The following is a 23,719-nucleotide window of genomic DNA, read 5'->3' as shown; positions in this document are numbered from 1 at the left end:
CCTTGATCTTACCGTATATTCCCTGTCAACATACGCTTATTCGTTCTGTTACGGCATCTGAGATTTGTGCTGCAGGACGCGCTAACCCGCAGCTTGCTATTATCAGCCAATTTCGCTAGCGCATCCAGTCCACGTCGCGGCGGCGACGAATTAAGGCGAACGTACATAAAAATTCACATTCTGTCAAATAGAAATTACAACCAGTACAGCGAGATAATGAAGATATTTAACTGGACATGTTGTCTGAATATGATATTTATGTCGGAAAATTGACCAATATTCTGTATATATCACTACTTATTATCAATAATAAGCTATTTAAGTATTTTCTATGATGAACCCGCATGCGATATCCGTGCTAATGCTTTTGATTATTTTAGTGGCCGTTGGGCAGATGGCTCAGACCATTTACGTACCGAGCATACCGCTTATCGCCCGCGATTTGATGGTTCGCGAGGGCGCGATACAGCGACTAATGGCCGCCTATCTGCTATGCTATGGCGGCTCGCAGCTCATTTATGGCCCGCTCTCTGATCGGATCGGGCGCCGGCCAGTCATCTTGAGCGGTATGGCGATCTTTTGTCTGGGGACAATGCTCGCCATGCTCAGCCAATCGCTGTCACTGATGACATTAGCCTGTGGTATCCAAGGAACTGGCACAGGCGTCGGTGGCGTGATGGCGCGAACATTGCCGCGCGACATCTGCGATGGTTGCTCGCTGCGGCGGGCTAACGGCCTGCTCAATATGGGCATTTTGATCAGTCCGCTGCTGGCGCCGCTAATCGGCGGCGTGCTTGCCGACTTGCTGGGCTGGCGCGCGTGCTTCGCGTTTTTGCTGTTGCTGAGCTGCAACGTCAGTCTACTGGTCTGGTTTCGTCTGCCGGAAACGCGTCCGATGTGGCCAGCCAGCAGCGGCCGAAGCCTTGGGTTTTGGCCGCTGTTAAGTGAGAAGGTATTCAATCATTATCTATTGATGCTGGTCGGCGGGCTCGCGGGGATTGTCGCTTTCGAGGCCGGTAGCGGCGTATTGTTGGGCAGTATGGGGCTGAGCGGCCGACAGGTTAGCCTGTTATTTATCCTGCCGTTGCCGGGCACGTTTCTTGGCGCCTGGTATGTGAGGCGCGCGGTCAGGCCGTTCAGCACGCTGATGTGGCGGGCTGTGTTGAGCTGCCTGCTGGCGGGGGTATTGATGTGGCTGCCGGCCTGGTTTGGTATCATGACTCTTTGGACACTACTGTTGCCTGCCGGTCTGTTCTTTTTCGGCGCTGGCATGCTGTTTCCGCTGGCCACCACCGGTGCGATGGAGCCCTATCCCTATCTGGCCGGCACTGCTGGCGCACTAATTGGCGGCCTGCAAAACATCGCCTCAGGTGCAGTAGCTGCCTTCTCCTCGCTACTGCCGCAGCAAGGGCAGTTCAGCCTGGGGATGATCACCTTCGCCATGGGTATTCTAATTCTGCTGTGCTGGTTACCACTGTCGCAAACCATGCCCCGGCAGGGTTCTGAAATCGTTTAGAGATTACGCAACGGCTGGCCGGGCAAGTGGTTTACAGGATAAAGGGATGCAGCGAATATTCTTGCGATCGAGGTAGTGGCTTGAAGCAATGCGGTAAATGGTTCGGCTTTTGCCGCGGATATTACCTTTATGCGCGATGCTGTTTAACAGATCCCATTTTGGTCATGCCGGTGGCAGAAATATGACGTTATCGTTGCGCAATATCCCTCCAGCTGCAGCGCCTGATTTGTCATGATGCCCATCTCTGCGTGATGGGCCGGCTCATTCGCGCCGATCCGGCGGTTCTCTTCGCTTCACCTCTTACCTGATGCCGTACGTGACGTCAACTTCGTTTGGCATGTAGGTAAGGATAGTCGTGGAAACGTCGCTTGCCAGCAGCGACACCATCAGCTCAGACAGGTTTTTCCCAGACGACTGGCCACCGCGCGTAAATTATCTTCCAGATGGGTGGTGAGATCGATACACCCCGCGCTGCCGGCCAGACCACAAATTTTCCATATACATATCCGGCGCGTGTAAAATGCGTCTTTTCAGTGGCCGCCAGCACCGTCATGGCGTCGACCTACTCCAAGGCGGTCATGCGGGTACTGGCGATAGGGTCGACGGCAATATCCACCGCCGCTCCGGCGCTGATACCGACTGCTTCACCGACGTAGAACATTTTCAGCGCAATGAACATAACCTGAACCGCGGCGTTATCTGCGGCGTTTTTATCGACGCGGCCAAGCCAGCTGTAGCCGGCCAAAACCGACGCGGGAGAATTCAATGGCTAATCACGTTTCATGACTTTAGTTTTCCTGACAGCCAAGAGAAATATTACTGTCAGTTTACCGCACTCTGCCGCTCCTCTCGGGGATTCCGGCTTGGGTTGATGGGGCTGTTACTTCTCATCTTGTTCTTCCCAGGCACGTGCGCGTATCACTGCTTTCGTCTAGCCTTCGTAGCGATGATTTTCAATACCGGGGAATTCTTGTTCGATAACCACTTGCTACGCACCGCCTCTAGATCGCTCCAAAGTCGACCGCCAGACCCGCCAAGGTAAGCGGCGCCGAGCACGGTGACTGCCCGTGTTTCCGGGAGCTCGACGTGGGTGCCGAGAATATCGGATTGGAACTGCATCAGGAAATTGTTGGCGACCAAGCCGCCGTCCCCACCCATAGCGCTTTCAGCCGTTCGCCGGAGCCCGCCTGAATCGATTCGATTCAGATCGCGCGTTTGGAAGACAATCGACACAAGCGTCGCGCGGATGATGTGGTTGGTGTTCACGCCGCGAGTGATGCCGAAGATGGCGCCGCGGGCGTAAGGGTTCCAATTAGGGAGCCGCTGAAACCGGTAAAAGCTTTCACCACATACACGCCGTTGGTGTCTTTCACTTTGCAGGCGAAATATTCCGAATCGATGGTGAATCAGTTTCATCTCATCACGTAGCCATTGAATGGCGGCGCTGGCGACAAACACCGCGCCTTCCAGCGCGTAATTCACTTCGCCGCGCGGGCCGCCAGACGATGGTGTCACCAAGCGGCGACGCGACTGTACCGCTTCGGTACCGGTGTTGATTAGCAAGAAGCAGCCGATGCCGTAAGTATTTTCGCCATACCTGGCGTTACGCACAGCTGGCCGTACAACGCCACCCATTGATCGCCGGCGATACCGGTGAATGGGAATGCGAATGCCGTCTTTCCGCCGATATTGGTCTTGCCGTAAATTTCCGGGGAGGGCCGTACCTTGGGGCAGCATGGATGGCTCATTTTCCAAACGAGCTAGCTATCAACGGTGCCGCGCAGTCATTCGCCTCACTTGGCGCGTTCACTTGCACCCTCCACATGGTCGAGGATCCATTTAATCTCGATGTCGGCGAAATAGGGGCAATAACTAGACCCATGGTGTGGCGCACATATTCGCTCTCTTTACCCTATACCACTACGGTTTTCCGCTGATCGGTGATGCTGATGCTGGTGATTTGGTCGGAGCAGATATCGGCTGTGGCCAGTACCTCCACTGATATAAAAGTTTCCCGCTATTTTGGACGTTCAAGAAATCAGGTCTTTGGGTTCGGAGCGCGCGTCGCGACTTTGGCAACGGCGACATTATCGGCCTCTTCGCCGCTCAGTTAACCGGGCAAATGCAGCTCAGTCAGCGCCCGGTAGCCGAAGGCGCCCAGACGGGAGCTGACCACTTGGGAGATCAACGGAACCAAGAGGTAATGGATTTTCCGGCCGCCGGTATAGGCGACTATAACCGCGATAAGAATACCGATCAGCAACGATATCAGCGGGTCGCGCGGAATGCCGTTGACGTCGTCGGTTGGCGCCAGGATCAGATACAGCAGGATAGCGGTAATTGCCATTTCCACCAAAACACCTGGGCTACCGAGATAGAACCGGGCTTTCGACGCTACTGCGAACCCATATAATGTACCTGCTCATAATCAAAAACAGATTATAGTAAAGGCCGTAAACCAGCGCCGCGGCGCAAAAGGCCCCAGTATCTTCACCACAATACACGGAGGTAGACCGCCATTGCTACGCCCAGTCCCAGATAATGCTGATTTTCCACTGGCAGAAATTCCTCTACCAATTTCATGGCGGCGACACAGCCGGCATCGAAAAAGTCAGCATTCCTGTCCTGAGGAATTCGGCGATGCATTGCCCTTTTATGGTCGGTGATGTTAATTGCCTCATAAACGGTTCCTATTGTTGGAAAGGTGTCGAACAAGGCTGATAAAATATATAGTAATAATCATTATAATATGAATTTATCATTAACGAGCAAAAACGAGAAATATCGAGATCTAAATGTATGGTCGTGTCATAAAATGCGCGTATTCGCTTAAAATTTAGTTCCTACATACCAATTTCTTACGTCTCCAAGTATCTTAGTTTGCGCCTTTTCCTCTCAAAATGCACGCGCTCGCTGCCGGCCACAAGAAAGAAGTCGCCATGGCCGGGTTTCCCGCTGCGGGAGAACAGGCGCATAGGCGGGGCTAATGTCTTATTGAGGCAATGTGTAATGTGTATGGATACGGGTAGGAAGGCTACTTAAATCAAGTATCAGTCACGGCAAAAGACAGCGGCAACACACCTGGGCGGTCGGCTTTTTGCGACCATTGACAAAGACGCCTTGTGTCTTTAATGGAAAACAAATGGTATTTGAAATATTTGAAAAACCGGAAGCGAAAGTCCAGTAGGATATTGATACTATCGCGTTTTTCATATGAAATTCAGGGAGCTAAAAGAAAAACATGAGCCTGAACCAGGAAGTGCGGCAGGTGTAGAGCAACCGCGAGTCGCTGGTAAATGAAAACGAGCATCTAAAGCAGGGGCAGCACGTGTGGCAAGAACGCTTGCGTGGCCTGTTGAGCAAAATGGATGAGGTCTGAACTACTATGACTTCCTTGCAGGCGGTGCGTGCACCGCCTGCTCGTCCGGGCAGCAGTGCTGTCATCCTTACCTGATGTACTCCGGCGAGCGATCCCCACTGAGCCACTCGCCGGCATCGAGCGTTGTCATAGGACGCCGGCCCGACTATAAATCTAGCACGTTTTCGAACCGGATGACCACGATGTTATCGACATAGAAATGATCGCCGGAAAAGGCGATGCTGTCGAAGTTTACTCGGGTATCGCTTTCGCCAATACCTCCGCCGGCGGGGTAGCGGCCATAGCCTGAATGTCCAATCCAGTGCGCCAGGTTATCCACCTGGCGCACTACACCGTAAACCATGATCCCTTCCACTCGTTCTGCATAGCTAGATTAAAGGCGAACTTGACGCACGTCAGAAAAATGCCGGCGTTTAGGCCAGCAGAAAACCCAGCGCGCGAACAGAGTATTCAACACGTATTGCACGGTTTCTCCAGCATCGGCCTGTGATACCGGACGGATCCGTTTCGTGCAGGACGTAGCGCGCCTGCATATACAGCGCCGGGATTGCGAGTAAACAGCAGCACAAAAAACGCTAGGCACAACACGGCACCGGCTAGCAAGCAAACGTGATAATAGTGCGCCCGTTGTGGTTCCAGGCGTACCGCAGGATATTTGCCGTTTTGACGATCGCTTTTGATATCGCGCAATTTATTAATATTAAGCACCGCCGCGGCCAGTGAGCCGCAGGCGGTGGCGCGCCACGGCGGAAAGGTGTTGGTTTGCAGGTAATAGCTCTACCACGCCCATGTACCAGAAGAAAATCAGTACCGACAATCGCCGAGCCCCTTGTATCCATAAGAGCAGGTGCTGACGGTATCGTTGGCCAGCTTGGGAGAGAATTTGCAGCATGGAAGCGAATTAATAGCGCTAGTAGCGCCGCCACCAGCTGGAATTATCCCTGCCGGCCAGCTATGAACCGGTGACAATGGAGGTCATCGTCATGGTGCGCGTAGCCGCAGGCTGTCATCCAGGAGTGGGCTGTATCTCTCATGTTTGAGCTCTTCTCTATGGTAACGGAAGAGCCAAAACGGGAGGCCTGAGTCTCCCGTTGCGGATGTCGATTACCCTGAGATGGGTTACAGGATAAAGCGGCTCAAATCTTCATCAGATACTAACTCATCCAAGTGACTGCTAACATAATCTGCATCAATAGAAATAGCTTTACCGTTCCACTCGCTGGCGTCATAGGAAATATTTTCCATTAAACGCTCTAAGACGGTGTGCAAACGGCGGGCTCCGATATTTTCGGTGCGCTCATTTACCTGCCAGGCCGCTTCGGCGATACGCTTGACGCCGTCCTCTGTGAAGGCAATGCTCACCCCTTCCGTCGCCATTAGGGCGATATATTGGGTGGTGAGCGAAGCGCTGGGCTCGGTCAGGATGCGTTCAAAATCCTCGGTGGTCAGGGCTTCTAGCTCGACGCGGATCGGCAGACGCCCCTGTAGCTCGGGAATGAGATCCGACGGACTTGAAACCTGGAACGCGCCGGAGGCGATAAACAGAATATGGTCCGTCTTCACCATCCCGTGCTTGGTAGAAATGGTACAGCCTTCCACCAGCGGCAGTAGATCCCGCTGCACGCCTTCCCGGGAAATATCAGGCCCAGACACTTCGCCGCGTTTACAGATTTTATCAATCTCGTCGATAAATACGATGCCGTTCTGCTCCACCGCCTCGATCGCTCTTTCTTTCAATTCTTCCGGATTAACTAGCTTGGCGGCTTCTTCTTCCACCAAAAGCTTTAGGGCCTCTTTGATCTTTATCTTACGCGGTTTCTGTTTTTGGCCGGCAAGATTTTTGAACATTGATTGCAACTGGTTGGTCATTTCCTCCATGCCGGGAGGGGCCATGATTTCCACTCCCATCGGCGCCATGGCGAGATTGATTTCTATCTCTTTATCGTCCAGCTGACCTTCGCGCAATTTTTTGCGGAAACTCTGACGTGTGCTGGAGGGCTCGCCGTTCTCCTCCGACTGCCTCCAATTGTTCTTAGCCGGCGGGATCAAGGCATCAAGCACCCGTTCTTCCGCCAGTTCTTCTGCACGGAAACGGTTTTGTTCAATGGATTGTAGCCGTACCATTTTGACGGACGCGTCGGTCAAATCGCGGATGATAGAATCCACTTCCTTGCCTACGTAGCCGACTTCGGTGAATTTGGTAGCCTCGACTTTGATAAACGGTGCGTTGGCCAGTTTTGCCAGGCGACGGGCAATTTCCGTTTTCCCGACGCCGGTGGGGCCAATCATCAGAATATTTTTCGGTGTCACTTCATGGCGCAATGCTTCGTCCAGTTGCATGCGGCGCCAGCGGTTGCGCAACGCGATGGCCACCGCCCGCTTAGCGTTGTGCTGCCCTACAATATAGCCATCGAGTTCACTGACGATTTCCCGTGGGGTCATTTCAGACATTTTCAGGATCCTTACGCTTTGGACGTTAATTCTTCAATGGTTTGGAAATGGTTGGTGTAGATGCAGATATCACCGGCAATACCCAACGCTTTTTCGACAATCTCACGCGCGCCGAGATCGGTATTTTCCAACAGAGCGCGTGCTGCAGATTGGGCATACGGGCCCCCAGATCCAATAGCGATCAGATTGTTTTCCGTCTGTATGACATCGCCACTCCCGGTAATGATAAGCGAGGTGTTTTCATCGGCCACCGCTAGCAAGGCTTCTAGACGGCGCAGCATGCGGTCGGTGCGCCAGTCTTTGGCTAATTCAACGGCCGCTTTGACCAGATGGCCCTGGTGCACTTCCAACTTACGCTCAAACAGCTCAAATAGGGTGAAAGCATCTGCGGTGCCACCGGCGAAGCCCGCGATAACTTTTTCATTATACAGGCGACGGACTTTGCGCACGTTACCTTTCATGACGGTATTACCCAGAGTAGCCTGTCCATCACCACCGATGACGATATGCCCATTGCGGCGTACGCTTACGATTGTTGTCACGAGTAACCCCTTGGAATGGCAATAGTGAGCGCCCCGCAAAGAATGCGGGGCGAGGACAACTATTAAATGGGGCGGGAACGCGGGTTTTCAACCCACGTCGGCAACGGGGATGCAATTTGATACTCCGGCAGCGCGTACGCTCTGCAAGATTTTATCGGTGCTAGCGCGGCTGAAATAGGGGCCCAGCAAGACGCGGCTCCAGCCGCCGCCGGTAGTGATATGGCTTTCGATGCCGGCCAAGGCCAGTTTGGCACGCACCGACTCCGCTTGGTTCGTCGTTTTAAACGAACCGCACTGAACCAGCCAGCGCCGCGATTTCTCCTTTGTCGACTCTTTCGCCGCATTTTGCTCAGCGCTTTTCTGAGTCGGCTGACTGCGCGCGTGGATTTGACGTGCCGGATGAGGCGTGACCGTGGTCGGCGGCGATATATCCTGCACCGATTGCTGACTGAACGGATTGCTCGGCGTTTGGGTGGTTGGCCGGGTTTTGGCCGCGCCCACTGCGGGCGCTTTGCCGTGATCGTTATAGGCCACTTTGTTCAAATGCGTGGGCTCACGCCGCATATCTGCCTTCATCTGTTCTAACAGCTGACGCTGCTCATCGGTCAGCTGTGCCGGCGAAGCCACCTCCTCTCTACCAGCGGTTAGCTTGGTGGGAGACTGCACCCCGATCTGACGATTTTCCAGCTCCTTAATATAACGCCAACGTTCTTCCGGCTTGGGCGGTAACCCGCTGCCGGCATTTTTGCCGCAATTAGGCACAATCACCGCTTCATCCGATTTGTTATGCGCGATGAAATAGAGACCGCTAACAAACATAATCAGTACGGCCACCGCCAGTGCGATCATCGTTTTGGACGTGCCGAAGGAGGAGCGTTTCTTTTTACGGTTGGTCGTTTTACGCCACGTACCCGAAGACTTGCCATGGCCTACATAGTCTCTTTGTGCCACTATCGTTTCGCTAAATTTGAGATAATTATCAGGCCCGTCCATGTTACTGAAGGCAATAATATTTGACCAGCGTTAGCATTCCGAAGTGTGCATCAGTGACGTCCAATTCACTGTCGAGCATAGATAGAGGATGTCGCCCTTGCCGCATGTTGTCTGATTGGCGCAAGATAACAGCACTGCTTCGCGGCCGTCGTGGGTGGTGTGCAACAATGGCCGCCGCCGTTAAATTGCCGAACCCAGTCAGGGATAATTCTTTCGATACTCTGAGGTCGAGCACTTTCGCCAGCACCCCTAGCGCTATCATACTCGCTATGCTAAAAGATAGCGGCAGGCAGCTCTATTAGTTAAATCAACATGTTAAGTCACGCTTTGCCGGTCTGGCAATTTAGCGCGCCTTGGAAGACGCCTTGTTATCGCGGCGCGATGCCGTGACGCCGCAGCGCAGACGATACCCTCCAGACGCGGCTGGCACGCCGGCAACTGCGCCGGACCGCTGATACAGGCGATGCGACAATGGCCCATGATATAGAGTCCTATGTGCCAGGCCGCGGTCAAATTATCAGTATGCATTGTTGTCAGCGCCAGCGCATATTCATCGGAAAGCAGGGTTGAGCGCATATCGCCATCGATGCGAAAAGGTATCATATTTCAGGCGCCGAGCAGAAACATACCATGAATCGTTTTGCCGTAGATCATGTTGTAAGGGGTTTTGCGTCGGTGCTGGGCGACAACAGTAATAGTCAACAACCTTGCGCGGCGGCGGTTTCCTGAATGTCGCGCACAACCTCATTGAGATGTATCGAAGCACCAACGCCAGAAGCATGGCGCTCTCGTCCGCGTTTTATTAGGCGACTCGGCGTAAGCGGCGCATAATCGATGCTGCGCCGCCCGCACTGCAAGTTGCCGGCAACACTTTTTCTGGACGCATCAGCGCCCATGAGGCGGTCGCGGTGGAAACGCCCGCCTGGAGCTCCAATCCCGCACTGTCGCGTCACTAGTACGGCTCTTTTGTTCCATGTATTACTCTTGTGGCACCGTGGCCCTATTTATGCTCTATGGCCCCCTTTATATCAGATTCAACGTCGACGAGCAGAGGGCAATCTCATGCTGATTTTTATCTTTACTCTAGCCGAAGTGCAATCGCAAAACCTACGCGTCAGCTGTCGAGGGGATCCACATCCAGAGACCATTTGACCCTGCGCGCCTGAGTCAGGGTGCTTATCAGCGGTAAGCTAGTAGCCACTAGGCGTTGCAATTGCAGACGCGAGGGGTGCGACAACAGCAACTGCCAGCGAAATCGTCCGCCGCGCTTGGGCGCCAGCGCGGGGATAGGCCCCATGAGCCATAGGGCGTTATCCCGAAGTGGGTTGGTGTTCAACAGTTGGCGTAATTGATCAAGGAACAGCCCCGCCTGGCGGTTGTCGTGATCGTCCGCGCGAAACAGGATATGACTGGTAAAGGGGGGCAGCCCCGCCTGGCGGCGTTCCTCTAGCGTTTGATTGGCAAAGTTTATATAACCGTGATGCAGCAACGTTTGCAGTAGAGGATGCTCGGGATGGTGGGTTTGCAGTAAAACCTCCCCTTGTTTGCCGGCGCGGCCGGCGCGGCCGGCAACTTGGGTATAAAGTTGGGCGAAACGTTCGGCGGCGCGAAAATCGCTGGAGAAAAGCGCGCCATCCACGTCTAGCAGCGAAACCAGCGTAACATCTGGAAAATGGTGGCCTTTGGCCAGCATTTGTGTGCCGATTAAAATCCGCGGACCGCCGCGCTGTATCTGGGCCAGATAGTCCTCAAACGTGCCTTTGCGCGCCGTAGTGTCGCGATCGATACGCGTCACCGGCGCCTCTGGAAACAGTGGCGTTAGTGCCGCCTCCAGCTGCTCAGTGCCTAACCCGACGGCCACCAACTGGGTGGAGCTACACTGTGGGCATTGATGCGGCAGCGGGCGCTGGCTGTTGCAGTGGTGGCAGCGCAATTGACGCTGATGCTGATGTAGCGTGTAGTAGTGAGCGCAGCGTTGGCATTCAGCGATCCAGCCGCATTCATGGCACAGCAGCACAGGCGCGAAGCCGCGCCGGTTAAGAAACAGCATGACTTGATTGCCGGCCTGCAGATGCGTGCGCATTTTATCCAGCAGCGGTGTCGAAAGACCATGTGTCAGCAGCAGCCCCTTCATATCCAGCAAGTGTTGGACGGACGGCCGGGCGCCACCGGCACGTTTGGTCAAGGTGAGCTGGCGGTATTTTTTCTGCTGCACATTATAAATGGTTTCGAGGGACGGCGTAGCGGTGCCAAGCACTATCGGTATATTCTCTTCCCGTGCGCGAAAAACCGCCAGGTCGCGAGCGTGGTAGCGCCAGCCTTCATGCTGCTTATAAGAACCATCGTGCTCCTCGTCGATAACAACAATCCCCAACCGGGCGAACGGGGTGAACAATGCTGAACGGGTTCCGATGACGATAGCGCATTCGCCGCGGCGCGCTTTAAGCCAGACTGCCAGCCGTTCGCTGTCACTGAGCTCCGAATGCAGGACCTCAACCGGCGCATTGAAGCGCTCACGAAAGCGGGCAATAGTTTGCGGCGTCAAACCAATTTCCGGTACTAGCACCAGCGCCTGCTGTCCTTTGGCAAGAATATTCTCCAGCACCGTCAGATAAACCTCGGTCTTGCCGGAGCCGGTCACGCCGGCCAACAGCCAGGCGGCGAACCGATCGTCCTCGCTTCGAATAGCGCTCACGGCGTTGGCCTGTTCAGTGTTCAGCCGCAACCGTTCGCCATTAACATCAAACCTTGGCCGCCAGTCGCTTACCTCCACCTCCTGGGGCCGCAGATCGCATAATCCTTTGGAGCGCAGCGCTTGCAGCGCCGGGTCTGCAAGCAGCAACTCGCCTACTTGGTGACGATAAACTGGCCCGCGCAGCAGCGCTGCCAGCGCCTGTTGCTGTTTGGGCGCTCGCTTCAAACTATCGGGTGGCGTGCTGCGCCCCTGTTCCGTGGCGAACCACTGCCATAGTGGCGCCATCTCAGCAGGCTTGCCCTGACGAAGCAGGATCGGTAGAGCGTGGAACAGCACTTCGCCAGTAGGGTAATGGTAGTAGCCGACGGCCCAGTTCAGTATGCGCCAAAGGCTGTCGGAAAACAGCGACCGGTCGTCGAGTACTTCACTGATAGGCTTTAACTTATTTATGGCCACGTCGCTGTGCTCGCGAATGGCGGTGACAATACCAATGGTCTGGCGTTGACCAAACGGAACTCGCACTCGCCCCCCAACCGCAGGCGCGGCGTTAGTAGGCAAAAAGTAATCAAAAGTCCGAGCCAGCGGCACCGGTAATGCAACGTTTACAACTGGCATGCATCCATCCTGGGTGTTAAAAAGCACTGATAGTGTACACTGTGTTGCCTTTTGTGTGCAGATTGTGTTTGCAAAAATTAGCGGCATTTCATATGATTCGCTACCTTTGATGTCGTCCGGTACTAAAGTGATAAACTCCATTCGTGTAATGTCTGGCTAAAGTAGACCAGATAGCGACACGGCCTTACGAAGAGGTTTTCCATGCAAAAAGATATCCATCCGAAATACGTAGAAATTACTGCAACCTGTTCCTGTGGTAATGTCATTAAAACCCTCTCTACTCTGGGCCACGACCTTAACCTGGACGTATGCAGCGCTTGCCATCCGTTCTATACTGGTAAGCAACATGTTGTTGATACAGGTGGTCGTGTTGATCGCTTCAACAAGCGTTTCAGCATTCCGGTCGGCAAAAAATAATTGCCCCATCAGAAGAAAAGGCGCCGCCGACACCTTTTATCAGCATTTTGCGTTCTGATAAAAGAGTTATTGACCTTCTCTTAGTTAGTCTAGCTTTAATATGGCTATGGTTTTCGTGGTTTTTAGCTAATAACCGATATTTAGATTTTATCGTGCCTGGCGAAAAGAGTTACTCGCTCCCTCATATTAATTCCGCTGCGTTTTTCATTGTGATGAATCAGTAAGGCCAAATAGGCTCTCTTTATAAAATCTATCTGCGCTATAGCGATAGTAGAGGATTAACTCATTAATGAACGCGCGCGAATCTGCTAAATAAAGTATTCACCTTTTTACCGTACTTCCGAAAAACACCAAATAATCTGCGTTACCTGTGTTGATAGATATAACCGACTATGACAAGTTTAAATCAATAACATATTAATTTTTTAATTGGTATCTGCATCGGCGCACGCAGATCAATACATAGGAAATAGCTTAAATTACGTCATTATTATATCACAGAATCATGAGTTAACGATGCGTTGTGAGGCAACGTGATTCTGCAAGTCTTGAATTTATAGCACTTTTCCTATATTCGCTCTGTCAGTCAAATACACACACTACAAGACATCAAGGTTGTATGATTGAAATTAATAACCAATAACACCTTGACATTTGCTTGTGCCGCGGGCATCGCGTTAGCGCATGCCGTTGCAGGATGCCATAACCCCCTTAGGTCTTTCCAGCATATTTTAGATCTTTTAGCATTTGGCGGTATCCGTCGCGGAAAGGGAAATGTTGAGATGACATTGATGTCCAGGCATACTGCTATTGCTCAGACAAGGGTTTCGGTTTGCGCAAGACCCACTCTTATTTTGACTGATAAGGGTAAGTGAGTCTTATCGGCCTTAACCTGGTACAAGCTGAAGCCGGTACTGGCCTATCCGATGCTGATCTTTTCCATGCGAATATCATCCGGGCTAACTGAGCAGGCGCCAACTTAGGCACTAGGCTGGTTCGTGCCGATTTTGGTAGCACCAACCTCAGCGGGCCTAATCTGAATAAAAGCAGATTTAAACCGTGCTAAATTGATCGAAGCCGACCTGTGCAATGCGACCTTTGTCGAGGCTAATCGATGCTAGCCTGACTGGGACTGAACTGGCCAGCGCTAATCTGACGAGGCGACTTTTCGAGCCTAACTGAATCACGCTGACTTGACCCGGGTCAATTTGTATTGTGTTAATCTTGTCCAAGTCAATCTTACCGGTACCGACTTTATCGATGCCGATTTGACCTTCATTAAACTTATTGGTAGTTATTTAACAGACGCAGATTTTACCGGTGTAAATTTGAACTTCGCTGACCTGAGCTATGCAGATCTTAACTATATCGATCTGAGCAAAGCAAAACTGCCAGGAAAATGCAGACAATTAATGGCTATATACATGGCAAACGCTGCGGTTAAAGATCTTAGGATTGTCCGTTGTGATCTTTTTGATCACTATAAATGTGGTGTTTCGCAGATTCTTAGGCATGAATCACCCATTTATCGTCTGGGGCGCTATTTTGGCAATAAATAAACCTTCATGGAGTTAGCTCTATATGAGGATGAATGACTTTATAAAGTTATTCACCGAATCTGTTTTGTTATGAACTTGGTTGCACTCTGTAGATGAAAGCGATAGATGATTGTAGCCTCATGACATATAGCCAATTCTGGCGCGGCCGAGATATAATTTATAAAAAACCTTAAGCAAGGTATAAATTTTCTTGAATGTTTATCTGCTGTACGGTGCTTCGCGCGCCACGGTAAATATGCATCTCAGAAATAGCGGGTGACAGTGTATGGATAAATAATAACCAAAGATTGTAAACGGCGAGCCACTATTACCGCCTGTTATGTGAGATGAGCTAAGGTTTTGTCGCACGGGTGACGCCGTGCTCTCTCATTGTCTAGTGATCTATTATCTTACAATGGTCATTTCGTTTACCCGTCGGGCAATGGAAGATAATGCCGATCGGTAAGTCAGGCCACGGCGGTTAGTCGTCTCGGGTTTAAATATCGCCACCTACCTGCAGGGTTAAATAGTTGCATGCGAACATGCCAAAAAAGGAAGATGGCGAATAGAACTAGCTCGCGGTACGCTGGCTGATAGAAGGAGTATGCCAAGCCCAAGCTTTGTTTATCGCTCACTCAAATTGACTTCATCCAAGCGCGGCTAACGCCAATTCCCCGGGCGCTCACGGCAGCCAAATCCACAATGCGGGCAGTGGTGATAGGCGGCACCGCTTGGGGCACTTTGGGGTAGTAAAGGCCGGTGTGTCGGTTGACACTTCGTCAGAATCGTTACCGCGCGGTGCGGGGAGGAGCTAAGATGCCAATGATCTTTGTTGTTGCCGATTAACGCGCACGGTGGTCTTGTGCACCTTGTCAGGTTTGCTCGATGTTAATATTCCCATGTCTCGGGAGCTATCCCCATTTCGCGCATCATTTTTTTCGCCACTTCGGGGATTTCGTCATTTCGCTCTTTACGTAAATCATGGTCGTCCGGTAGCGGTTGGCCGGTGAACGCATGCAAAAACGCTTCACACAGCAGTTCGCTGTTGGTCGCATGGCGCAGGTTGTTAACCTGACGCCGGGTTCTTTCGTCGGTCAGAATCTTCAGAACCTTCAGCGGAATGGATACCGTTATCTTTTTGACCTGTTCGCTTTTTTTACCATGTTCAGCATAAGGGCTGACATATTCACCTTTCCATTCCGCCATGGGATGCCTTAGTGTCTCAATGAATGAATATAAATTGCAGAAAGTTCGCTAATTATGCCGTATGTACGGGAAACGCTCTACTTTAATGCCGACCAAATTTGCTGTTTATCACCATTTCCTATCGTTTCGCACCAAACCCTACCCTCCACCCACCAAACCCTACCCTCCACCTACCTTACAACAGATGAAATGGACTTTAACTGTTCAATTCAGTATAATTTTAGCGGTTATTGTTTCTGTGCTCAACCTATACGCAAAGAAGTTTAGATGTTCAGATGTATTGACGTCTATCTTTAATGCGGTTTACTCTTTCATCTCATTTTTAGCATTTGTCAGGGTGTGACACTATGACGCGCAAGTGGGCCACAATCGCAGTTCGCGGCGAGCTGAATAACGATGAGCAATTCGGCTGTGTTGTGCTGCCAAATCACCTTGCGAGTACCCATATAATTTTAGACTTCAACCAGCCACGCGCGACTACTCCCGTGGCAGTAACCTGGCGCGCAATGTGGTGCAGCAGGTGCTAGCGGAGCTGGAGGGCGGCGCGGGCGCGGTAATGATCAGCAGCGGTATATCAGCTATTCATTTGGTGTGCACGGTCTTTCTCTAACCCCGTGATCTGTTGGCGGCGCGCCATGATGCCCATGGCGGCAGCTGTCGACTGTTTGGAAGTCAAAGCAGGTGTGGCGCCTATCAGGCAGTTTGTTGATCGGGCAAACACGTAGGCGCTGGCCGCCAAGCAGAAGCTGGCATTAACCGAAAGGCCCAGTAACCCGCTGTTGCGGGTGGTGGATAACACCTTATGAGTCCGGCGCTGTAACAGCCTCAGGCGCTGGCCGCCGATCTGGTTGTTGGCATTCCTGCACCAAATTCTCAACAGGCATTCCGATGCAGTGGCTGGCATGGTGATTGCCAACGAGACGGACATCGCCACCGAATTGGCTTAATAGGGAAACATATTGGCGTGACCGCCAGCGCGTTACAGCTATCTGCTGCTACGCGTAATACGTACCCTGACGCCGCGCATAGGGCAACAGAAAAGCAATGCCCAAGCTATTTTGTCGCCTATTTACAGCAACATCCACAGGTGAAAAATTGTATTATCCCGGTCTACAGGAGACCCCGGTTATGCCATCGCCTGCCGCCAGCAAAGCGGCTTTAGCGCGATGCTCATTTTAAACTGGACAGCGACGAAACCGCGCAGCGTCGGTTTTCTGGAGATGCTTCCCCACCCGAATCGCTGGGTGCGTGGAGAGCCTTATCCCACAGAAGCTCTGCTGCGGGTGTCGGTCGGGATCGAAGATAGCGAAGATTTAATTGCTGATCTGGAATAGGCTTTTCAGCCGGTACTACAGAGGTAAGCATGAGTCCACCAGTAAGCGCAGACAACTCGATTGGTCGTCAATTGCATAAATTTGGCGGCAGTAGTCTCGCTGACGTAAAATGTTATCAGCGGGTGGCAGAGATTATGGCCGAATACAGCCAGCCTGGCGATCTAATGGTGGTTTCCGCTGCGGGCAGCACCACCAACCAGCTGATAAGCTGGTTGACCCTGAGCCAAAGTGATCACCTATCCGCCCATCAGGTGCAGCAGAATTTGCGACGCTATCAAAGCGAGCTTATCAACGGCTTGCTGCCCAACGCGGATGCCGAAGGATTGCTTGTTGCGCTCATTCGCGACCTGGAGCGGCTGGCAGCACTGCTTGACGGTCCTATCACCGACACGGTTTACGCCGAGGTGATTGGGCACGGTGAAATCTGGTCGGCGCGGCTGATGGCGGCGCTGCTCAGCCAGCTTGATATGGAGGCGCAGTGGCTGGACGCTCGCGATTTTCTCCACGCTGAACGCGCCGCCCAGCCACAGGTAGATGAAGGACGTTCTTGGCCGCTGTTACAGCAGTTACTGACCCAGTATCCCACCAAACGGCTGGTGGTGACGGGTTTTATCTGCCGCAACCAGGCGGGTGATACGGTGTTGTTGGGCCGTAACGGCAGCGATTACTCCGCCACACAAATTGGCGCGCTGGCCAGTGTCGCTCGCGTCACTATCTGGAGCGATGTGGCCGGCGTTTACAGTGCCGATCCGCGTAAAGTAAAGGATGCCTGTCTACTGCCGCTGCTGCGCTTGGATGAGGCCAGCGAGCTAGCGCGTCTCGCGGCGCCGGTTCTGCACGCTCGTACCCTACAGCCGGTATCGGCTAGCGATATCGATTTACTGCTGCGCTGTAGCTATCAGCCGGAGCAAGGCTCCACGCGCATTGACCGGGTATTGGCCCCAGGGACTGGCTCGAAAATCGTCACCAGTCATGATGATGTCTGTCTGATTGAACTCACTATCTCGCCGCAGCACGACTTCGCTCTGGTCCACAAAGAAATAGAGCTGGTATTAAAACGCGCCCAGATCAAACCGCTAGCAGTAGGGGTGCACCTCGACCGGCGTTTGTTGCAGCTGTGTTACACGTCGGAGGTTGCCGGTAGCGCACTGCATAGTCTTGAACAGGCCGGTTTGCCGGCGCATTTACAACTGCGCGAGGGAGTGGCGCTGGTGGCGCTTGTGGGCGCCGGCGTGGCGCAACATCCGCTGTACAGCCGCCGTTTCTATCGGCAGATGAAGTATCAGCCTATTGAATTCTTTTGGCAGGCCGAAGACGGCATCAGTCTGGTGGCGGTGCTAGGCGTCGGGCTTACCGAGCATGTCATGCAGGGACTGCACACCTCGCTGTTTCGCGCTGAAAACGTATCGGCCTGATGCTGTTCAGCAAAGGCAATATTGGTTTCCATTTTCTGGAACTTTGCCCGCGAGCAAAAGCCTGTCGGCACGCATCGGCTTTGAATTCATTCTCATAGGCGGGTTGACAGCCAGCGCAGCCTGTTTAGCTACGACGGGTTGGTGCAAGCCGGGCGCTGGCCTTCTTCAGCGACGAGGCGATGCTTGTGGGGTCGGAAGAGCTCTTTTGTGGATGCACTCCAACCCGCATGAGGATCTAGTCGTGCTGGATGTGACCGCCAGCTAGGATGTTGCTGATCAGTATCTGGATTTGGCCAGCTACGGATTTATACGTCAAACCGGTCGTCACTGGCTTTACAACGCGACGGTGGCCGGCACCTTGTTCTGGCTGTTTTGCAGTTTGACGGCAGTGAGCCCTTTACCGAACTGGTGGAGCAAGCTTGGCAGCAAGTGCTGACCAGAGCACGATCCGCGCGTCGAGCCCGCGAGGCGGGGTATTTGCTATCGACCCTAATCAGGTGTGTCGAACGTTGGTGGCGCTCTCTTACGAAGCTGGGCCGATAGAGCACCTCTTTGTAAGGTGGCGGCAAGGCGCTTAAGGAGTACACGCTGTAGCGGTTTTAAGCGGCGAAAGAAATGGGGATGATGTTACGCTGTATTGCGCGCTTCAAGGCTAACAGCAAGGTGCGAGTTGGCGTGGAGGCGATGCGGCGAGAACACCCGATGACCTAACTGCTGCCTTGCGACAATGTTTTCGCTATCGGGAGTCACTGGTACCATGATAACTCGTTGGTTATCCGCGGGACAAGCGCCGGACAGAATGTGACAGCCCGGACTATTCAGTCGGATCCAAACCGCTTGGTGCAATTTCTATAAGTTCGCAGTGGCGTGCCGTCTGAGACAGCGGAACATGACGAGAAATGGCAGTGTGGCCGGCGTTGTACGTCGTCCATATCCTTCAAGTAGGGCATGTGCGGGTGCAGCCTAAACGGTGCGCCAGTGTATAGCAGTTCCCATGGCAATCGGGGCCGCTAGCGTATCACTCCGTCGCCTTTGACCCCAGATGCGAGCCGTGCGTTTTACGCTCTATCTCCAAGTCATCTCGACGGCAAAGCCACCCATTGTCATGCCATGCGCACCTTTGCCAAGAATCCACAATGTGGTACCGCGCTTTTCCATGGTTGCCGCTGTTCAGGTCCGTTTGCACCAGGCCGCGCTTGCGCTATATTGTTGTAATTGGTTCATCTCCGCGCGGACAAATTGAAATTAATTCACGTGCCTTGAATATTACTCGCCTCCGGCAACAATGAATTGATTTACGAACATCGCGAATTCAGTCATTTGTACCCCTACATTGTGTTGTGAGGTATAAATATGAATTTCTTTCACGCCAATCAGCGGGAAGTGTTGAATCAGAATCTGGCTAAACTGCAGGGCTAGATATAAGCGTCTCTTTTGCGCCCCGCACTAGCGAGATGGAACAGACCCTATGGCAATCTATCGACTGGTTGAACGAATTGAAACCGACTTTTGTCTCGGCGACATACGGCGCGAACTATTGAACGCGAGTATACCTCGCAGCATTATCAAAGATATTAATATTGATGCCGCGTTGCATTTGATCTGCATCGACGCCTCTCCGCACGAGCTGCAGGCGATTGCACAGGACTGCTGAAGCGGCAGGATCCGCCAGATTATGGGGCGATTTGCCGCCCAGCGATGTACGGCGTTGATTTGATCGCGCTGCTCAAAAAGAAAGGTGGGCGATTCGATATTTCCGTGGCGGCTTATCCTAAGGTGCATACCAGAAGTAAAAGCGCCCAGTCGGATCTCATCAAGCTGAAAAAGAAAGTGGATGCGGGCGCCAGTCGGGCGATCGCCCGGTTCTTTCGAGGTGGAAAGTTATGCGAGATGGTGGGGCTTCCATCGTCATGGACATGGTAAAAATTCTCAGCAAAATTTTTGCCATCTGCCATGCGTTGTGGTGCGCCCGGAGATCAAGACTGCCTATGCGGCCAACCTGGCCACGGGTTAGTTGTATGGCCTGGCAGGCGTTTATGCGCGATGGATAAGGCCACCAGACGCTACAGGACAGCACTTCATGCTGACGACCACTGTCCCTTGCCAACAACAGCGGCCTCGCAGACTCCACCGTGTGCCATCCTGTAACGGCGCCGGCACCCCTCTGGCTCAAGCCGTCTCCCGCCGCCGACGCATCCGTTGCTCAGCCGGTGTTACGCATGCCAGCCGAGATCTCGGCAACGGTGACCATGAGAGTCTGTTTCACCCGCGCATCGGGCTACTCCTGCTGCTGTGAGCGATGCAACAGCTCAGCATGCGGCACGTTCAGTAGATCGGCATAAATATTGCGCGGGTCGATGGATTCCGTGATCCACAGTAAATCGGCCATAAGATAATCATCGTTGGAAATCGTCAGCACCACGTTGATGTTGTCCGCCAACTGCTGACGCAACTGTTTACCCAGCGGCCACAGCGATTCCTCGACCAGCCGCTGATCGTAATATTCAACCAACCACAGGCCACTTTTGGCGAAAACCATTTCCAGCATGCCGATTCTTGTAGAGAAAATTGCCAGTCGCCACATGGTTTCCAATTGGTCAGCATGCCGGATTCCACAGCTTTCTGCAGCGTTGCGCCGGTGCTCAGTCAGGCCGGCAACATCAGGCAGGCGGTTGCGTACAGGTGAAGATCTAGGGGATGGCGCGTCGGCTTTCGACGCCCTCTGGAGGGCCGGCGTTTGGCCAGCCGAGAGCCGAGCGGTAATTTGTCTAGCTCCAGCCTCGGCGTCGCCGAACAGAAATAAGGAACGAAATCTGAATTTTCGCGCACGTAGCCGCGACACATATCGCAGAGACCGTCGACAGCTCCTCCACAGCGCGGCGCCGCTCTCCTGGCGAAGCTCCGGCGGCGGCAGATTGGCTTCAAGGATGGTGCCGGTATACACTCCAGATTGCTGATAGCGACTTCCGGCAGACCGTATTTAAAGCGAATCTCTCGCCTTGCTCGGTCACGCGCGGGCTGCCTTTCAGGCTGTCGAGCGGCTGCAAGAGCAGTGCGGCATGGGCCAGCGCGCCGCCGCGGCCGATGGAACTGCCGCAACCATGAAACAGGGTAAGATACCTACCTCATCGCAGGTTTTGATCAACGCCCCCTGCGCGCGGTATTGCGTCCAGGAGGCGGCCATCACACCGCCATCTTTGGCGGAATCGGAATAGCCAATCATCACAATCGCTTGCTTTGAATGGTACTGCGATACCAATCGATATTAAGCAGCTCAGTCACGACCCGATTGACGTTATTCAAATCGCCCATGGTTTCAAACAGCGGCGCCACCGGTAAGGTATAATCACAGCCCGCTTCTTTCAGCAATAAATGTGCTGATAGGATGTCCGAAGGCGTGCATGCCATGGAACCACATAGGCGGCCACCGATCCATGGGGTGTCGGCGATCACCTGGCAAGTATCGAGCACTTCGGTGGTCTCTTCGCTCAACTGCCAGCGCCGGGGTAGTAATAGTCGCCGAGAATTAAGCTCGCAAATCAAGAATGCTTGCTTATCTGTTTCCGATCAACTGGCATAATCTTCCAGCCACGAGTAGCGTGTAATTTCGCTCAACGCTTTAGTATGGTGGGCACTTTTCCTGGCGCACATCGATGCGCACTAATTGAATACCGATTCATTTGATCCGCCGCAGCGTATCCAGCAGCTGACCGTTGGCGATGATCGTCATGCCGCAGGCGTGCAGCGACTGATAACAATCGAAAAGCGATTAACAAAGTTGAATCCGGTGGCGTCGCGCGATGTTCACTGCGCAGCTGTGCCGCCAACCAGTCCTGGATACTGAGCAGCTGCGCGCGCCATCGCTTCATTAGCCGGCGATAAAGTTCTTGTTCCTCTTTCGCCGCCAGGGTCAACGCGCGCAGCTCGGGGTGCAGCTCCGAGACTAGCACCTGTATATCGCGCACAAAAAACTCACCGCCTTCCGGCAGCTGAGCAGCGGCATACAGCGAGTAATGTCGGCGGTAACATTCTGGTTGCCATCGCGGTCTCCGCCCATCCAGGTGGTGAATGTCGCCGGGACATTTTCCACTGGTAGTCTTATGAAAACCTTTTCCAGTTTGTTCATTGAGCTCGCGTAATAACGTGCCACCCCAAAGGCTATTTTCCGCCACTGCGGAACCACAACGTGCCTCATCAACCGGCGTTGGGCGGTGTTTACGGATTTCATCGGTATGCCAATATTGGGCGATAAATTGGCACAGGCCGCGTGATCTACTTGTGTACTCCGCCAGATCATTGTGATCCTATCTGCATGCAGCACCCAGGCCTTAAAGCTTCTTGTCGTGCTCGATCTGGACAAAAGGACCAGCATCCAGCGGCCATCGTCGAACAGGACTGTATCGCTATGGCCCGTTAATAACAATCCCCGGCCCGCGCTGCCTATGCCTGCCAGCATGTTAAACTTGTTGTGTGCCCCGGCACCGTCTGGACTTCAACCTGAAACCCCACATCACGGAACCAGCCTACTCGCAAAGTGTTAACGCTCCATTACTCTGATTCAGCGTGGTGTCGGCGGCGCTGATGGACGACGTGGCAACAAGTGCATAGTAGAACTCAATAAATGGGTATTTTATTATTGCAGTTGACAGTCTTTACCTTGGATAGTGTAAATATTCGACCACTACGCTTAACCTCGTGAGTGAGCAGCGGATTGGCGTTGAATCGCCCAACTTCCCTTTAGACAAGATTAAGAAGGCAAATAAATTTCATGCTGAATATGCTGATTGTTGACGCCAGCGGTTATAGGGGCGCCGAGCGCGCGCTCCATCTGGCCTGCCACTCGCAGATGAATCTTGCCGCGCTGATGGTTTCCGCGCAGAGCGCCGACGCCGGCAAATTGCTCTCCAAACTGCATCCGCGGCTAAAAGGCATTATTTGATCTACCGCTACAGCCGATGGACGATGATTGGCGAAGCGTGCCGATGTGGTGTTTCTCGCTATCGCCCATGCAGTAATCCATACGATGGTACCGCAGTTTCTGTCGGCCGGCTGCGTGGTAATTGATCTTTCCAGCGCCTACTGCGTCAATAAGGCAGACTTTACCTGCAAAATGACGGGTGCGAGCACCAGCATGCTGACTGAACCGTGGTGTATGTATACGGTCTAGCGGAGTAGTAGGAAGATGCTACCGGCGAACAATGGCCAGTGATAAATGCGGTCAGCGACGCCGGCCGCAAGGCAACGCCCGCAATGGCTTCTGCGAAGTTAGTCTGCAGCTTTACGGTATCTTCACCCATCGCTACCAGCTTGAAATCGCCAGCCATTTGGGTATCCGATGATTTTCATGCCGCATTTGGGCAATTTTGCCCTCAGGCATCCTGCCGCTAGTGCGGCCTTGCGAGTAGGAGTGCTGAAGCTCAAAGCGGTAGTGGCACGCCATTTGCGATATTGGTTTAAAATGCAGGGTGAACATCTGAGTGTGATAGCCGCCGAGGATAATCTGCTCAATGGAGCGGCGGCGAAAGCGGTACAGTACACCAATATCCGCTTTGGTTATGCGCAGATGCAGGCTCTTTCAACAACACAATGAATCCATTGATTATCAAACCGGGCTTACT

17 protein-coding genes and 10 pseudogenes are annotated in these 23,719 nt (G+C 53.0%); 9 read left to right on the top strand and 18 right to left on the bottom strand.

All coding sequences use genetic code 11. The annotated features are described in order from the left end of the window. Positions 1–331 precede the first annotated feature (331 nt). Positions 332–1,516, top strand: coding sequence for a multidrug efflux MFS transporter EmrD (gene emrD / locus GPOALKHO_RS05225; protein ID WP_406701552.1), 1,185 nt, complete (start codon positions 332–334; stop codon positions 1,514–1,516). 562 nt (positions 1,517–2,078) lie between these two features. On the opposite strand, the gene GPOALKHO_RS05220 is transcribed toward emrD, so the two are convergent. From GPOALKHO_RS05220 to GPOALKHO_RS05210, 3 genes and pseudogenes are all read right to left on the bottom strand, one after another. Next, the gene (locus GPOALKHO_RS05220) at positions 2,079–2,261 is read right to left on the bottom strand and encodes a hypothetical protein (protein ID WP_406701551.1); all 183 of its coding nucleotides are present in this window, start codon (positions 2,259–2,261) and stop codon (positions 2,079–2,081) included. 173 nt (positions 2,262–2,434) lie between these two features. Then, positions 2,435–3,151 carry an FGGY-family carbohydrate kinase gene (locus tag GPOALKHO_RS05215; RefSeq protein WP_406701549.1) on the bottom strand — a complete coding sequence of 239 codons (717 nt, stop codon included), beginning with the start codon at positions 3,149–3,151 and terminating at the stop codon, positions 2,435–2,437. Positions 3,152–3,773: 622 nt separating this feature from the next. Then, positions 3,774–4,197: pseudogene (locus tag GPOALKHO_RS05210) on the bottom strand (aquaporin); the annotation flags it as partial. A 509-nt stretch (positions 4,198–4,706) separates the two neighbouring features. On the opposite strand from GPOALKHO_RS05210, the pseudogene zapB reads away from it, so the two are divergent. Beyond that, positions 4,707–4,895, top strand: a pseudogene (zapB, locus tag GPOALKHO_RS05205) (cell division protein ZapB). Between the two features lie 145 nt (positions 4,896–5,040). Here zapB and GPOALKHO_RS05200 read toward each other — a convergent pair. From GPOALKHO_RS05200 to priA, 7 genes and pseudogenes are all read right to left on the bottom strand, one after another. Then, on the bottom strand, positions 5,041–5,238 hold the full coding sequence (locus GPOALKHO_RS05200) for a hypothetical protein (protein ID WP_406701548.1): 198 nt from the start codon (positions 5,236–5,238) through the stop codon (positions 5,041–5,043). Positions 5,239–5,345: 107 nt separating this feature from the next. After that, positions 5,346–5,753: pseudogene (gene menA, locus GPOALKHO_RS05195) on the bottom strand (1,4-dihydroxy-2-naphthoate octaprenyltransferase); the annotation flags it as partial. Positions 5,754–6,014: 261 nt separating this feature from the next. After that, positions 6,015–7,346: an HslU--HslV peptidase ATPase subunit gene (gene hslU, locus GPOALKHO_RS05190; protein WP_406701547.1), complete on the bottom strand. Its 1,332-nt coding sequence runs from the start codon at positions 7,344–7,346 to the stop codon at positions 6,015–6,017. Positions 7,347–7,357: 11 nt separating this feature from the next. Beyond that, a complete protein-coding gene (gene hslV, locus GPOALKHO_RS05185) occupies positions 7,358–7,888 on the bottom strand; it encodes an ATP-dependent protease subunit HslV (protein ID WP_406701546.1) in 531 nt (176 codons plus the stop codon). Positions 7,889–7,975: 87 nt separating this feature from the next. Then, a complete protein-coding gene (gene ftsN / locus GPOALKHO_RS05180) occupies positions 7,976–8,839 on the bottom strand; it encodes a cell division protein FtsN (protein WP_406701544.1) in 864 nt (287 codons plus the stop codon). Between the two features lie 357 nt (positions 8,840–9,196). After that, complete coding sequence (locus tag GPOALKHO_RS05175; protein ID WP_406701542.1) at positions 9,197–9,484, bottom strand: hypothetical protein; 288 nt, start codon at positions 9,482–9,484, stop codon at positions 9,197–9,199. 511 nt (positions 9,485–9,995) lie between these two features. Next, on the bottom strand, positions 9,996–12,191 hold the full coding sequence (gene priA, locus GPOALKHO_RS05170) for a primosomal protein N' (protein ID WP_406701541.1): 2,196 nt from the start codon (positions 12,189–12,191) through the stop codon (positions 9,996–9,998). 201 nt (positions 12,192–12,392) lie between these two features. Between priA and rpmE the strand changes: the two genes are divergently transcribed. From rpmE to GPOALKHO_RS05155, 3 genes are all read left to right on the top strand, one after another. Next, complete coding sequence (rpmE, locus tag GPOALKHO_RS05165) at positions 12,393–12,608, top strand: 50S ribosomal protein L31 (RefSeq protein ID WP_406701539.1); 216 nt, start codon at positions 12,393–12,395, stop codon at positions 12,606–12,608. A 1,040-nt stretch (positions 12,609–13,648) separates the two neighbouring features. After that, positions 13,649–13,729, top strand: a complete 81-nt coding sequence (locus tag GPOALKHO_RS05160) for a pentapeptide repeat-containing protein (protein ID WP_406703395.1) — start codon at positions 13,649–13,651, stop codon at positions 13,727–13,729. 57 nt (positions 13,730–13,786) lie between these two features. Then, positions 13,787–14,167, top strand: coding sequence for a pentapeptide repeat-containing protein (locus GPOALKHO_RS05155; protein WP_406703393.1), 381 nt, complete (start codon positions 13,787–13,789; stop codon positions 14,165–14,167). Positions 14,168–15,034: 867 nt separating this feature from the next. Here GPOALKHO_RS05155 and metJ read toward each other — a convergent pair. Next, entirely contained in the window at positions 15,035–15,352 is a 318-nt protein-coding gene (gene metJ / locus GPOALKHO_RS05150) for a met regulon transcriptional regulator MetJ (RefSeq protein ID WP_406701538.1), read from the bottom strand. 347 nt (positions 15,353–15,699) lie between these two features. Here metJ and GPOALKHO_RS05145 point away from each other — a divergent pair. The 3 pseudogenes from GPOALKHO_RS05145 to GPOALKHO_RS05135 form a co-directional block, all read left to right on the top strand. Beyond that, positions 15,700–16,686 (top strand): annotated as a pseudogene (locus GPOALKHO_RS05145) (PLP-dependent transferase). A 29-nt stretch (positions 16,687–16,715) separates the two neighbouring features. Then, a pseudogene (locus tag GPOALKHO_RS05140) lies at positions 16,716–18,956 on the top strand (bifunctional aspartate kinase/homoserine dehydrogenase II). A gap of 498 nt (positions 18,957–19,454) precedes the next feature. Then, positions 19,455–19,995: pseudogene (locus GPOALKHO_RS05135) on the top strand (methylenetetrahydrofolate reductase); the annotation flags it as partial. A gap of 384 nt (positions 19,996–20,379) precedes the next feature. Here the strand turns inward: GPOALKHO_RS05135 and GPOALKHO_RS05130 are convergent. The 7 genes and pseudogenes from GPOALKHO_RS05130 to GPOALKHO_RS05100 form a co-directional block, all read right to left on the bottom strand. After that, on the bottom strand, positions 20,380–20,685 hold the full coding sequence (locus GPOALKHO_RS05130) for a phosphoenolpyruvate carboxylase (RefSeq protein WP_406703293.1): 306 nt from the start codon (positions 20,683–20,685) through the stop codon (positions 20,380–20,382). Positions 20,686–20,747: 62 nt separating this feature from the next. After that, a complete protein-coding gene (locus GPOALKHO_RS05125) occupies positions 20,748–21,041 on the bottom strand; it encodes a phosphoenolpyruvate carboxylase (protein WP_406703392.1) in 294 nt (97 codons plus the stop codon). Then, positions 21,023–21,644: pseudogene (locus GPOALKHO_RS05120) on the bottom strand (phosphoenolpyruvate carboxylase). The gene GPOALKHO_RS05125 and the pseudogene GPOALKHO_RS05120 overlap by 19 nt, the downstream one beginning before the upstream one ends. Before the next feature lie 68 nt (positions 21,645–21,712). Continuing rightward, a complete protein-coding gene (locus tag GPOALKHO_RS05115; protein WP_406703292.1) occupies positions 21,713–22,066 on the bottom strand; it encodes a hypothetical protein in 354 nt (117 codons plus the stop codon). Beyond that, positions 22,045–22,158 (bottom strand): phosphoenolpyruvate carboxylase, encoded by a 114-nt coding sequence (locus GPOALKHO_RS05110; RefSeq protein WP_406703391.1) that lies wholly within the window; start codon positions 22,156–22,158, stop codon positions 22,045–22,047. The genes GPOALKHO_RS05115 and GPOALKHO_RS05110 overlap by 22 nt, the downstream gene beginning before the upstream one ends. A gap of 118 nt (positions 22,159–22,276) precedes the next feature. Then, positions 22,277–22,324, bottom strand: a pseudogene (locus GPOALKHO_RS05105) (hypothetical protein); the annotation flags it as partial. A gap of 108 nt (positions 22,325–22,432) precedes the next feature. Beyond that, positions 22,433–22,738: pseudogene (locus GPOALKHO_RS05100) on the bottom strand (acetylornithine deacetylase); the annotation flags it as partial. 131 nt (positions 22,739–22,869) lie between these two features. Between GPOALKHO_RS05100 and GPOALKHO_RS05095 the strand changes: the two are divergent. Further along, positions 22,870–23,691 (top strand): annotated as a pseudogene (locus tag GPOALKHO_RS05095) (N-acetyl-gamma-glutamyl-phosphate reductase). Positions 23,692–23,719: the final 28 nt, after the last annotated feature.

This window comes from Sodalis sp. (in: enterobacteria) (genome assembly GCF_036327475.1).
Classification (GTDB): domain Bacteria; phylum Pseudomonadota; class Gammaproteobacteria; order Enterobacterales; family Enterobacteriaceae.
Note: the sequence above shows the minus strand (reverse complement) of the source record. Positions and strands in the feature narration are given on the sequence as shown.